This is a genomic window from Peribacillus sp. S4, assembly GCF_046715815.1.
GTDB lineage: Bacteria > Bacillota > Bacilli > Bacillales > DSM-1321 > Peribacillus > Peribacillus frigoritolerans.
Map to the genome: position 1 here is coordinate 3103794 of NZ_CP175708.1, position 14266 is coordinate 3118059.

Annotated in this window: 9 protein-coding genes; 2 read left to right on the top strand and 7 right to left on the bottom strand. The window is 32.1% G+C overall.

Features of this window, described 5'->3' with window-relative positions; genetic code table 11:
• Positions 1–156 precede the first annotated feature (156 nt).
• On the bottom strand, positions 157–516 hold the full coding sequence (locus tag ACJ9PY_RS14640) for a GIY-YIG nuclease family protein (RefSeq protein ID WP_411738434.1): 360 nt from the start codon (positions 514–516) through the stop codon (positions 157–159).
• Between the two features lie 257 nt (positions 517–773).
• Here ACJ9PY_RS14640 and ACJ9PY_RS14645 point away from each other — a divergent pair, with 257 nt between their 5' ends.
• The gene (locus tag ACJ9PY_RS14645; protein WP_411738435.1) at positions 774–1169 is read left to right on the top strand and encodes a hypothetical protein; all 396 of its coding nucleotides are present in this window, start codon (positions 774–776) and stop codon (positions 1167–1169) included.
• Between the two features lie 583 nt (positions 1170–1752).
• On the opposite strand, the gene ACJ9PY_RS14650 is transcribed toward ACJ9PY_RS14645, so the two are convergent.
• Positions 1753–5640, bottom strand: a complete 3888-nt coding sequence (locus tag ACJ9PY_RS14650; RefSeq protein WP_411738436.1) for a P-loop NTPase fold protein — start codon at positions 5638–5640, stop codon at positions 1753–1755.
• A gap of 131 nt (positions 5641–5771) precedes the next feature.
• Between ACJ9PY_RS14650 and ACJ9PY_RS14655 the strand changes: the two genes are divergently transcribed.
• Complete coding sequence (locus ACJ9PY_RS14655) at positions 5772–5909, top strand: hypothetical protein (RefSeq protein ID WP_411738437.1); 138 nt, start codon at positions 5772–5774, stop codon at positions 5907–5909.
• A gap of 36 nt (positions 5910–5945) precedes the next feature.
• Here the strand turns inward: ACJ9PY_RS14655 and ACJ9PY_RS14660 are convergent, their stop codons facing one another.
• From ACJ9PY_RS14660 to ACJ9PY_RS14680, 5 genes are all read right to left on the bottom strand, one after another.
• The gene (locus ACJ9PY_RS14660; RefSeq protein ID WP_411738438.1) at positions 5946–7799 is read right to left on the bottom strand and encodes a DUF4365 domain-containing protein; all 1854 of its coding nucleotides are present in this window, start codon (positions 7797–7799) and stop codon (positions 5946–5948) included.
• 654 nt (positions 7800–8453) lie between these two features.
• Complete coding sequence (locus tag ACJ9PY_RS14665) at positions 8454–9503, bottom strand: site-2 protease family protein (RefSeq protein ID WP_411738439.1); 1050 nt, start codon at positions 9501–9503, stop codon at positions 8454–8456.
• Positions 9504–9734: 231 nt separating this feature from the next.
• Entirely contained in the window at positions 9735–10214 is a 480-nt protein-coding gene (locus ACJ9PY_RS14670; protein WP_411738440.1) for a DUF6262 family protein, read from the bottom strand.
• Between the two features lie 3 nt (positions 10215–10217).
• Positions 10218–12020 carry an integrase gene (locus ACJ9PY_RS14675; protein ID WP_411738441.1) on the bottom strand — a complete coding sequence of 601 codons (1803 nt, stop codon included), beginning with the start codon at positions 12018–12020 and terminating at the stop codon, positions 10218–10220.
• Entirely contained in the window at positions 12001–14262 is a 2262-nt protein-coding gene (locus ACJ9PY_RS14680; protein ID WP_411738442.1) for a tyrosine-type recombinase/integrase, read from the bottom strand. Before ACJ9PY_RS14680 ends, ACJ9PY_RS14675 begins: the two co-directional genes overlap by 20 nt.
• Between the last annotated feature and the right edge of the window lie 4 nt (positions 14263–14266).

A 14266-nucleotide genomic window follows, 5' to 3' on the forward strand; every position in this document is an offset into this window, starting at 1 on the left:
ATTTTTGTAATTCCTATTAGAGAAATTCACCAATTTAAAACGGCTTTGTTCGTACGCCATAATGTATATTTGTTTCCGAGTTCTTTATTTCCAAATGATAAATTAGTCCTTTTAGACTAAACCTAACCGTTTGTATAACTGCTCCGCTTATATTACTTACTTCATGGAATTGGAATAATTAACAAGTCTTTTATTAATTATTCCTGCCGGAAAGAGATATGGCGCTGCTTGTATAAATAATCGTTCAGCCTCCCTTAACAGTTGTTGATTGGCATGGGGAACTAGTGCTAACACTATTACTCCTAAAAAGTCCTTGTCGAAAGCATGCTGAAGTTCTTCACTATAATGCCTACAACTTAATAGAAGGCTTCTATGAGATGCAATTCTTGCCCTCACATTTCGAGTACAACCAATATATACTTTACCATTCTTCTGATTCACTAAAATATAAACACCAGCTTTTTTTGGAAATTCTCCATCATGTGAATATTTTAAAAGTTTACCTTTCATTTTCATTCCATTACACTTCCTTTGCGCTTTTGGAAATTTTACCAAATTGATTTTAGTTAAACAAATTTCTTATAGAAAAAAGAACAAACTTTTATTACAAAAAAAACAAACAAATCAAGTCTCATAAGCATTTACCTACATAAAATATTTTGTGTTAACTGTCTTCAATTAACTGTCATTTTTAATTTAAAGTTAAATTAAATAAAATTCACCTTTTACGGAAATTTAGTTTAAAATTATAAAAATTTATGAGGTGAATGGTAGTGAAAAAAAAATCTAAAAACTTCTCTGTTAAGATAATTCGAGGGTTTGCCTATATTTACTCATGGACTTATAGGAAAAAAAGTTACCGGTCTAGCACTGTTTCACAACGTTATCAATGGAAGTATCGTGGAAGATACGGGTCAAAACGTGTCCAGGATTTTATTAGACAGTTAAATCAAGATGAGCAGGAGGAGTTACGTAAACAGGTGAAAAAAAAAATTAAAGTATACGAAGAAACGCAACTGCAAATAGATATGCTAATTGAACAAGAACCTTTTAAATCAAGATACAATAAGGTAATAAATATTAAAAATAGAGAAGTACGAGAAGATAGCTTAAGGAAATTACGCCGAGAATTAAACCTTATAATTAAAAATAAAAAAAGCATTAAATAAAAAACAGACATTAATAGAAAAAATCATTAAAAGAGAAATATATATCCAAAGAAAAATGAACCTTTAAATTTTTTAAAGGTTCATTTCAATGCGTATTGGAAAATACTAAACGTTACACTCAGTGGATTATATATGCTTTATATCCTCTTTACCCTATAGTATTCTTCTTACTTCTGGGTTTTAAAGATGTTTGCTGCAATAAATAAGTATTAATTTGAATTTTTTGTGAGGTGGTATTTATGACAAAACAAGAAATAAAAGAAGTTATAAATGATACTGGGAACAAAGAAAATCGACATAAAAAGGTATAATTCTTTCGGGGTTATTCCCCAAAAAACAACCTGTAAAAACGAATAACAGAGCTTATCTTCGTGATTCTCGGAACTAAAGAAGTCGCAGAGACACTAAGACTTAGAATTACTGCCTTCTCCTTCTAAGTGAAAGAAGTTAAAGGTGATGGATAGGAATCTAAAGGCGTCAGGAGCAGTATCGAGGAATTAAAAAAGCCAAAGAAAATAGTATAATGGAGTTTTTTATAAATCTATAAAAGAATCCATCCTATGTATAGATGGATTCTTTATTTCTACCTTCTTATAGAATTTAACAACCTGTTTCTTCTAAAACCAAGTTTATCAATAACCAACTCTGTTTCTTCATTTGACAACAAATTATCTTTTATTGCTTGTTCAAATTCCTTTTCCATATGAAATGCTTTTGCGACTTCTAATACTTTTTCTTTTGCCTCCATGTTGATATTTCTAAATGTAGGGACAATTTGAGCTGATACGTGTTTCTTTTCATGAGCAAATCTAAAGGTGCTGTATTCTTTTAGAAGGACCACGCATATTTCTGCTATATAGTCATCATCACTTTCTCTCAAAACATCAACAATTAAATTCGTCAAATGACCTTTATCCAACGCTTGATGATGTTGTCCGCATAGTTTCAATAGCTCCCCTTTATAGTTCTTATTTTTTTCTACATCAGATTTTATTGCCCCGTCAAGCAGGGAAGCAGCACTGCTTTTTTCTAATGACATTAACAGAATTCTGTTAATATCCTTCGCCTCCATTTGCTCCTGGAGTAATTGATGAAGAACATGAAGTTTATCTTTCTCTTTACCAAGTGCTGAGAAAAACTTTCCTGTAGTCATTTGAATTGTGCTTAAATTAAATTGTAGTTTTTCTTCTTCTAAATTAACTGCATTTGTTATTAACTTTATCACTTTATCTACACTAATTGTTCTAAACATTGAATAAAGTTCATTTAAGAAATTCTCCACTTTAAGAGGGAAGTTGTCTAATAAAAAAGTGATATAGGGATTTAGGTTATTATTTTCTTTTGTAATATGTTGGTTACATGATTTCAAAAATTCAAGTGCATCCATTTTAGAGGAGTCTGAATTTGTATGAGTTAATACATAATTAATACATTCTAAAACCCTTGATGTTGGCACATGCTCACCAATATACATAAGCCCCTTAATGGCAAGCTTCGAATGACTATAACTTGTGACTTGATTTAGTAATGTATCGATATAGTTAATTAGGTCCGATTCATCAATTTTGTCGGCAGTCACTGAAAATAATTTCACAAAATCATTCGCCCATGTTAGATAAGATAACCACGAATTATTCATAAATAATGTAATCCCCTGTTGCATAACTTGTTGAATAGATAAATCATTTACTTTATCTTCTCCGAGAATCGCATACAAAGTGTAAATTCTTTCAGATAAATATGCATTATAGGAATTAGCTAGAGCAGGACTATTTATTGTAGAAAATAAAGCAGACCTTTGAGAATCAGTAAACGTTTTATTAAATCTCCTTATCAGCTCATCATAAATAGATGTGTCCAACACATTTCTTAATACATAATTAAATACTTGGTCAAATTGACCAAAATCAACGTTTACTTCCTGCAATACATACTCAATTACATTCATTACTTCTTCCATTGATTCATTCTTCTCTTCAGGAAGATGATTTAAAATAAATTTATCAAGTCGCTCAGCGAAATCATCATTATCTTTCACGTCGAAGCTAATTTGTTGAATAATTTTCATCACTTCGTTAATACTTTCTGGTTCTTTAAAAACATAAGCAGTAAGAGCATCCACAATCTTTACACCAGATTTTTCATTAACACTATTGACGATAGGTAATACCAGTTTTACAACGTCCAACACTTTGTTCTTTGTAGAATAAGTGATTACCGATGGTACTGACAAAATAAATTCGATTGCATATCTTTTTCTAATCATCGGTGCAATAGTAAAGAATGTCTCAAAGTCTTCCTCCAACACTTTGCCCTCGGCATTTTCTATATCGTTTACTAATTGATTGAAAAACGGCAAATTAAAGTAATCCCAAAATAAGCCACTATGTGTATTATAAAGAGATTGAATGTTCTCAAAAGGGAAGAACAGATAATCTTCATCTTCAGCTGCCAGAAATGCTCTTACTTTCTCTCTAACACTGATGGGTAAGTTTTCATGGTCATACAATAAGTTATTCAAAAGTTTAGATATTTGAATAACGAAAGCTTCATTCGTCATTTCTTTCCCTTGTGGATTTTTCCACTTTTCGCTTTTGAAAAAGAGTTCGTCCATTACAAACAAAAGTGCATTCTCAATACCTATTTTGTTTTCAGCTGAATGGTATACATTCAGAATGTATTGGTGCTCTATTTGCCAGAAACGAGTTGTAGCCGCCTCATCAGTTGTTAATTTATAGGAAATTGTATTAGCAAGTTCTTTTTTCCCTTCAGAAACGTGACTGATTAAAGGAATAGCCGCTTTCATCACAGAAGGCAAGTCTTTTCTCGATGAATGCTTTACTTCTTCTATTATGGCAAAAGCAAGATTCCCTGGATTTGTATCTTCATTCATCAAATTGATTATGCCTTTTTCATTGCCACTTAGTAAATTTTTACGAATCGAACGTTGTTTTTCATCTCCAGCTATTAATCCAATAGCATCTTGTGCTAAGTAGATGAATGGAGATAAGTTATCTACAGTAATATGCTGGTTCCTCGAAAGAAAATTTATTAACCCTTCATATTGTTGTTTGATTTTATAGGTAGCGTCCTTATAAATAAAAAGCATCTTAATGGAAGGTTTTATGTCCACAGTTTCTTCATTCTCTGTCTGATAAAATTCCAACAATTCTTCCAAATAAGTAAAATCTTTCGAAAGTTCCATATAGATGTCGTTATAATCTGATTGGATAACAGAAAGTTTTGCCAAAAATAATATACCTTTCTCTCCCGTTAATAATTGCTGTTCCAACTTTCTGCTTTCAGCTTCCCTTGAATTAGCAATGAGCAAATTATTGGCAAATGTGTTCAACAACTTCTTTACTTGTCTAGGTGTACTTACTTCGGCATGTATTAATATGTCAATAATTTTTTCAAAATGACCATTACATAATTTAACAAGACCTTGAGCTTCTTGTTTTGCTATACGTATCGCAAAATCGCTCATATCATTTTCAATGATGGGAGGCAACGATATTCTAAAATGAAATAACTTATCCAGGAACAGCTCACCATCTATATCGTCAGTTTTGTTCAACTTTTCTTTTTCTATCGCGTTTATTAAAATATTTTCATCACAGGTTACGATAAAAATGCATTCATTTATCTCGACAAATGCTTTTATTGCATCAAGAGCAGCTACAACCTTTTTCGTACTTAGTCTGTCTAGGTCGTCCACAATTACCACTAACTTTTTGAATTTGGGATGTGCAGCTTTATATTTGTCAATTTCATCCTTAAATAATTGTTCGTATTCGTCTGCCGTTTCAACAGGTTTAACCAACTTTACATCTGCCATTTTCGTTTGCATAGAAGATTTCAAAAAGTCTTGCAACATTTTGTAAAGTGGTGCAATGATTATAGCTACCCAGATATTCTCTTTGAATGATTTGAATGTATCCTTTGTATTTTCAATAAAAGTGTTTTTAGAAAACAACGCATGAATACCATCCCAAATATACAAGAGGGCAAGAACACCTGCGGAAGATAACAAAAATAGCGATACTAGAACCATCATAAGCGGAATAATAGCTTTAATCGTTTGCCAGGTTGTTAGAGGTTTATCTTTCATAGTAGCTAACATAGTAGTTTCCCTAAAACTATCCGCATAAAGCTTCCATATACTAACATCATCATCTTTATTAAAGGTTTGCCACAAGTTTTTTAGAAAAGCTTTCTTTAACGAATCATTTTCATATTTCCATGCATTTATTTCATGAGTAACTACCTCCTTTTTCCCATGTAATTCTTTCTTAAGTAAATTGATTATAGAGGATTTACCTACACCCCATTTTCCAATTAACGCTATGTTAAAAGGCGGCTCGTGTTCCTCAATGATTTTTTTTAGGTTTTTTACATAGTCTTCATGATGAAAAGCATCATTTGATTTATCCATCAAAGCTGTATCTTTTAAAAAGTAACCATTGTTCAATTTTTCTACCTCCTATGTCAATATATAAAAAAAACGATTCGCTCATTTTTTCAAGGATTAAAAAAGCTAAAATAAGCTTAATGTTTATATCTTAGGTATCCTGATTGCAATAAAAATAGGGGTACCACAAAATGAGTGTAGCGAATATATTAGCAGTTATTATAGCCTTAAACGATAAAGACAAAGAATACATATCAGGTATCTTAAACTATTATTTCAGAATTACTTCTTCTCACCTAGGGACATTAATCACTGATTTTAGAGAGTGAATTTTCCTAATACATGACAAACTATCCTGTTTTATATCAAAAATTTTCATAGAAATGGTAGATTGGAAACTCCATAATCGTTTCTTTTTCTTCATCACTAAGAGAATTAAATATTCTCTGGGCTTTTCCCTTACTTTGTAATAAGACTTCACATGCAAAGCGTAACCTTTGGTTTTTGCCACTCTCTGCTCTTTCTTGTATATCCAAAACATCATCTTTTTCTGCATCGGATAGTTCATAATGTTGCTTGAGTTTAATAAGATAAATATTAACCTTTACGATATCATCTTTTGGAAACTTAGCTGAGTATCGTTGATTTAGGTCAAGAGCAAGTTCTAGATATTTTTCATCATCGAATTTATCATAATAACTTATATATTTTAATGAAACATTAATCGTCAGGTCAGCTTGTATATCATGGTATTCATCGGTAAAAGATAACTTTAATATCTCGAAATCAAAGTTAGTATCTCCCACCATTTCTTCAATTTTTTGAGATGAGTAGATACTTACTTTCTGGTAATAATCCTCCCAATTATCAGGTAACACAACGGGCATATCAGTGTCTGGTCCGAGGTTATTGGCTATATCTGTTTTCGGTATTAGACCACCAATTGTTGTACATGCTTCTTCACTATAAAAATTAATAAACTTCTCATCTGCATACACTAACCTTAGTTTCACATACTCAGAAAGCTCGATATCGAAAATCTTTGTATCTTCCAGTCTTCCTTGATGAATGTTGAGTAAACCATATTGTTTATTTTTGAAAATATCAATTATAGCATTGAAAAGAGAAGGTAAGTCCTCTTCATCATTAAATACATAATTTTCACTTATCCCAATTTGACAGCAAACGTCTATCAGCTCTTTGTACGATTTAATCTCCTCTTCAATTTCTCCAAAATTACCTTTTTCTTCCAACTTACCCCCTAACTGTAAAGAGTGAAATGGGAGCTTATTGTGTTCCATGTAATAATTAATTAATCGCAAACATTTTAGATATGAACCAAGGGTTCTTACTTTCCCTAAATGAAAATTACCAGATTTCTTTGTTTTATCCACATCAAAAGTTAAAGTATTTTCTATAATGAATTTGTATTTTTTTTCTGTCTCAGTTATCTGGTATGTAATATTAATTTCCTCACCGTTCAGACAAACAACTTCAGTTTTTCCCATCCTAAGCTCCTCTACTTTAGCTGCTTCTAAAGGCATCTCAGTATTGTCGGATAAACCATAAATATAGGCTGTTTCTTCAAACAAATTAAAAGAGTCTTTTTTTACGTCAATGAAATTCAATTTGTAATGTGTAAATTCCTTTTCTTTCGACGCTTCGATAAAATGTTTTGGCTGTTTTTCAACCACTTCGATAAATATTTTACACAGGGTCTCTAAATAGCCCTTTTCCAACTTTTTAAAAGGCAAAGAAATAGAATCCTTTCCTCTCGCATCAAGTTGAGATAAGAGACCTTTCAATTCTAATGGTGCTAATATCCGATAATATGCTTGCCTAACGTATGTAATTGGATTAACTGTTACCACAAAATACAATACTCCCTGACCGTATTTGTAATAAACTTCTAAATCTTTCTTTTGTACCTGGTGACTTATTTTATCTTTCCGAAGAATTGTTTTTTGAATAGTAGTTCCTTTAACTTGTATTGGAACCTTATTGATAAAATTTGTTTTCTCTATCTTTTGATGACTATAAACCTCGATGCCACCATCAAAAGAAATACCTTTATCTTTCCATTGGACATCACTAACTAAATGGAATGGTGGTTGAAGTATTATATTGTTTATTTCTAAACACGCTAACTGTTCAATAATTGTTGTATCTATTACAGTAACCTTTTTTGTAACCTTTTTTGTAACCTTTTTTCTCCCCATTAAATTCTCTCCTTATTCATAATTAATATTAAAATTCACAAAAACTCAATCGTATGTAGTATAGCAATAACAAAAAAGTATTCGCATAAAAAAACAATTAAACATTGTTACTACTTTAAACCACTTCTTATTCAACTAAACTGCCTCATTAGTTGAATAAGAGAAACAACAACATTGTTTATAGTGTCCACAATAAAAAACCCGCATGGGCGTACCCACTCCGGGAGGATGCTCTAATTAAGTTAACTGGTCGCCTATGTTTTTCCAAAGAGCCTATACCTCTTTTACCATTAGGCTTAGGACTTAGCAGAAACTCAACTTCGGCGCGAAACACTTTTGATATTTTACATCTAGACTAAAGTATAAAATGGTCACAGACACAAAATGTAGCCTATAGCCCCCCACCACCCCTGTTCCTGTTCCGAAATACCTATATTAATTATACTCAATAGAGGAAAAATTAACCACTATTAAACATCCTGAATTTTTCTTTCCAATCGAGTTATTTGATAAAATCAAACATTAAATGTAGATATTCACTTAAACTAAGCTGCATTGATAGTTCACATTAAAAACATGTTGAGGTTTGAATAAAAAAGTCAGACACAAAATTTTATTGTCTGACTTTTTAAATAGAATATTATCTAAATAATTTTAAGTTTTTATTTTATCTATTTTTCGTTGAGTTAAATATCCTACCACTGTAAATAGCAACATTAGCCATAACGCAAACTCAATCCATCTCCCCTGTAAGTCATTTATTATTGCCCATCCGTTATTAACAACAAACCGTGAGCCCATAAAACCTAATCCCAAAAGAACAAAAACCGAAGTGATAATTGCTACTAATTTCTTTGGAATCCTAAGTGAAAATAGTGTCTTCTCTAATAGCTCTTTTGCAATATGACCTCCGTCCAACGGAGAAATCGGTAACAAATTTAAAACAAATAACAAAAGGTTAACTATGGCAAAACCAATCCAAAATTCGGAAAAAAAGTCAGACATTTTTAGCAACCCCTCGACTTGCCCTTCAAAACTTAGTTCAGGAGAATATATGATTTCTATATTAAAAGACTCTGCTATCTTTAAAACAGTGGTCCAGAGTAGGATAAAAGCGGTTTTAATACCAAATAAAACAGAATGCCCCTTTCCTATTGCTATCATTACTACACCTAAAACATAAAAAAGGTAATTTACTATGAGCCCCCCAGAGAAAAATAACATTTTTTGTCTTCTTTTTAATTGAATAAATTCCTCTTTATCCGCAGGTTTTACATATCCTAAAAAAGGAATTAACTTTAGGGTAAATGTGGTTTCTTTTATTTTTTTCTTAAAGAGTGTTGTTCCCATACCAACAGTAAAGGCTTCTATTTTTAACCCATATCTTTTTCCAAAATAATAATGACCAAATTCATGCATACAGATAATAAAGTTCATGGTAAGATAAGCAATCATTAAATTTAGGATTAGTTGTTTGTTTATTACATTCAAGTAAAAAAAATTAATACAACCACTAATGATAAAAATGTTGATTAAATGATTAAAAATTTTTGTTTGATAATTATCCATCTCTTTAAACCGATTCTCATCATCTTTTACCTTCTTCTTCATGGTTACTGTCAAATCCACCGATGATTTAATTAAACTTAAAAATGTCCACAAAAATAACAATGTTAATAAGACAAGTACAATACTGTTAGCCATATCTTTCACCCCTAGAGACTCTTTTTATTTCCCAGTATATGTACATGTCCGAATATATAGAGATGGATTTATACAAAAAAAAGACAGACCACCAAAAAGCAATTTGGTGGTCTGTCTTTCCAACTTTTTTAAAGTTGATTAAACTTCTTGTAAGTTCACATACGAGCTACTTTAATCCAAAGTAAAACGGGTCAAAAAACATTCAAATGAGCTCTTACATACTTAAAGCAATTATCGTCTTGCATTTATTTCATTGTCTAGCCTTTGAAGTTCAGCTAATAACTTTTGATTCTTTCTTTGTGCATCCTGAAGGTCCATTTCTCTCACTTCTGTTCGTTTCTTTTCTTTTTCTAAAGTTTTTTCTAAGATTTTATTCTTTTTTTGAAACTTATATATTGTTTCGTTTAATTCTTTAATTTGCTTGTGTAGTACATCTAAATCCTTTGAATATTTAGTTTCTAATTTCTTCTCGACTCTAGATTTTTCTACATAGCGCTCTTCCCATAACTTGTAGTTCCAGATTTTCACTGCATGCTCCTTATAAAGAGCAGAGCGTGAGAGCTTTGTTTGTTCCTGAAGCTTCTTAACTGTTATATCTGCATTTTCACCTTCAAAATCTTTAATGCCCTGAATAGCGTCTTTAATAAGTTTAATAGTCTCTTCACGCAATTTTTTTTGGTGTTCTATTAACTTTTCATTATATCTAGCCATTTTTTACATCTCCCCAGACATAACCTTTGTCTCAAGCTCCTTTTTGTATTTTCCTATTCCGCTTTCACAGATTTTAACAATTCTTTCTAGACAATTAACATTCCGCATCGCGTTCTCAAATGTTGCTGCTCGATTTAGTTGTCCTGCCGTTTCCCTTACTATACCCTCCCAGTATTCAAGTTCCTTTTTATAATCTTCGTAATATTCTCCTTTAGGTACGAACCAATTGCATTCATAACATTCAAAATGTATTGAGGTGCCGTCTGGCTTACAACCAGAAATCATACTGCATAACCCAACACCTTTTTTACTATTTGCCTCCCATGTTAAATACATTCTTGGGTCCTTAGAAAGCCGTTCAATAATCTTTTTGTCATCAAGGTTAAAGATACGTGCTTGAAACGAAACTGGTGCATCACTAGGACTAATTAACCCAGTTGATTCCATCCACATCTTTTTATGCATTTCTTTTTGTTGATGAACATATGTGTTTGGCATCGTTGTACCCTTGTCGTTCCTCAATGTCATCAATTGTGCCATTGAAAATCCTCCAATGTATAACCTATCGGTTGATGCATTGTGCCTAAATTGATGGCTTGTAAATTTATATATCTTTCCCTTATCATCCGTGATTTTACACAATAGTGCTATACGGTTTAATATGCTGTTAAATCTATTACCTGTAATAGAAAGGAGAGTGCTGTAAGCATCAGACAATCCTTCGTTTAATCTCCGGGAAATCAAACTAATCCCCATACTATAGCCTGCTTTAGTTAATTCCTTAGATAATTGTTCAAGTGTATGATTAGGAAACATATTCCGTAATTCTAGTAGCTTGCGGGATGCTTCAGAAGGATTGTGTGAGACAATCTTACCGTTTTCAATGTTGAGTATTATTTTGGGACAAAGCATTAGAAAATTTTTATTTATCTTATCTACAGGATAAAGCTCCAGCGACTTCTTAGTCTGCTTTTGAACCCTCTTTATTAAATCGACAATGTACTTGCCATGACCTGAGTTTAGAACAGGTATGGTTTTTATTTCTTCGGTTATATATCCACCATTCTGCTTTGTGGTTGGAATATGAATTACCCACATATTATACAGTGGTTTCAGGCAATCAATCGGCATAGAAGTAACTTCTGTAATTCTATTTGGAAAGGAACGTTGCATCCAATAAGCAAGCCTTAATGAATTAGGAATTGCGTGAGTTTCATCTTTCATAACCTTATCAAATTGTTTCACAACTTCAGTAGGAATGTATTTTGCCGAATTGTCCGCTACCTTAAAAGGGAAGGGGTTTATATTTTTGGTTGGGATATCAGGAGGGAATTCCGGAAACATGCTCATTATCTTTAAAAAGGTTTTTAATGCCCCGTAGCGTTTATTCTTTTCGACATTCGATACAGAAACATTTTCTCTAAGAAAAGCTTCATATTGGGTTACGATTTTACGATTTATCTTTGATAGTGATATGTCAGGAAAGTTACCTCTAAAGAATTCAAAAAAACAATTCACTTGATAAACATTTCTTTTAATGGTCTTAACATTTTTATTCTCCATTAGAGCGTAGTATTTTAATGGTTCTTTAAATTCTTGAGAATACTTGCAGAACTTAATAGTAAACTCGCTTTTTTGTGAAGCCGTCCTATGATAGTTTTTATAATACCATTCATCATTTTCAAACTTAAAATCACCATATTGATGCACTTTTAGCCGCAGCTGTTGTTTAAATGTTTCGATATCAGCAGTAATTGGGGAGAACACTCCTACGTTTTTCATGACATTACTGTCTATACTGCTCAATGGAAATCCCCCTTTGCTTAGCAAAATTCTCTATCTTCTCAATGGTCCTCTTATACACATTGAGCAAGTGAAATTCAGCCTGATAAGAACGATGTTCTATATATTTTTCTTCTCCATTCGCTTTATATTCTTCTTCCACTTCTTTGAGGTATTGCTGCTGCTCATCATATAATTGATACCATTTTGGGAGTTTTTGCGGTCCTGTCACAAGCATCCTACAACCCGCACACTTCTTTTTATGACAGGGTCCGAAGGACACATGCTTTACACAGGTTCCATGACCTTCAGGTGTTTCTCTCGCTCCAAGTTTAACCTCTTTAATTAAAGCCTTTTTCTCTTCATTGCTGTATTGCCCTTTAACTTGTTCATCTAGGGTTTCTTCAAATAATTGCTCAAACATTTCTTTATCCAATTCCGCTAGTTTTTTCATCTGAACCGCTCTATAATGACGTGCCGAAGTTTCTTCGGAGTGTCCTATAAGGTCTGCAACTTTTTTCAAAGAAAGTCCTTGAGACAATAAATCAACAATCACTGTCTTACGACATTGATGATTAGTGTAGTGATAAATTTCATTATTATCGTCTCTGATGTCATGTTTTTGTATTATTTTGTTAATATTCATCGATAAAGTTTTTCCATCTAAAGGAACAACAGCTGAATCGTTCCAAACTATAAACAATTTTTTTGTACTTCCTATGACCCTTAAATTAGCTGTTAACTTCTTTTGCCTTTCCACAGCATCAATTAGCACTTCTGAAGCAGGGATTATGTGGTATTTAGAATTTCCACTTCTTATGCTTTGTTTTTGCACCTTTTGATTTATATACTTTAAAACGGATATTTCTTCGCTTTCGTCCTGGGTTATGCAATCAGATTCAAGCCCTTGAATATCTGAAAAACGCATGCCACTGTTCATCATGATTTCCCAAGCATTTATATATATTTCCGGTAGTTCTTCAAGGAATTGTTCTAACTGTTGCACGACAGTCTCAGGGATAAAATTGGTGGGGTCCTTATATGCCTTTAAATTATGGAAAGAAACAATGCTAAATATATTATCAAATTGCCAATCATACTTTTCTATTATCCAATCTATAAATAATTTGACGTGAAAATATTTCAAGCTAATAGAGTTTAATTGATAATATTGTTTGCCATTTTCATCACGTAATTGTTGGAGATAATCAAGTAGGTGTCGAATATGATGAATATTCATATAGAAAATAGAGTTAACGTCTTTATAAGGTAATTCCATAAATCTAGTATAGATAATTTTAATGCTGTTCAACCGTGACCAAGCATCATGTATAGAAGCACCAGTTTTCGTTAGAGATTCATGAATATACGCTTTTACAAATGGTTTATCTTCTTCTGACAAGAGTGAAAAGTCCAAAATAAGGCTAGTAAAACCTTGTACATTTTTTTCTCGGACTTTCCAAACATCATCCAATATATTATAAGAATTAGGTTTTTTAGCTATAGATTGGTATACATATGTTACTACTTCTTGGATGATTTTTAGTTCCTTAAATGTAGAAAACCTTTGGTCTCTCTTATGTTCCGGTTTAGAAGTCCCCGTTAAGATATACCGAACCAACTCCGACTTAGATAATGCTTTTTCTTCCTCAATCAAAGTTTCGCCGACTCTTCTTATAAAACTTTCAAAATAATTTATGTATTTCTCATTTGCATAAATCTTGTTTAATAATGGAATCTCCCCGAGAGGAGGGAACAGCTTCCTTACAGATTCCATATCATCGTGCTTACAAGCTAATATGAACTCTTCGGACTTGAAATAAAGATATTGTTCAATTGCTCTTCGTGGTATGCCTGTGTCTTCTGAATGATATTGTCCATCCCGAATTTTGTTGTTAAAAGCTATATCTATATTATTGGTAAACATGAATTTAAAAATATTACTCTGGTATATTTTATATCGCTTTAATTCGTCGATAAAATACCAGCAAAGATGTAGGCAATATTGTTCAAACTCTGACGAAAGTAATGTGTCCATACAACGGTATAAACAACCGTTAACGTCTTGACCTTTGTACCTCAACAAAATTGAGCTAATACCTTTGGTATCATTTTGAAGGAGGCACTGCCTTAAATCCCGAAGTATCTCAGGAAGTTCTTCTACTATGAAGCCAACATTCTTATGTATATTAAAATAATGTCCATTAATATTTACTTTCTTGGTTTGGTTATTCATAGTACCTTCTAAAATTTTAACTACAAACATCGGA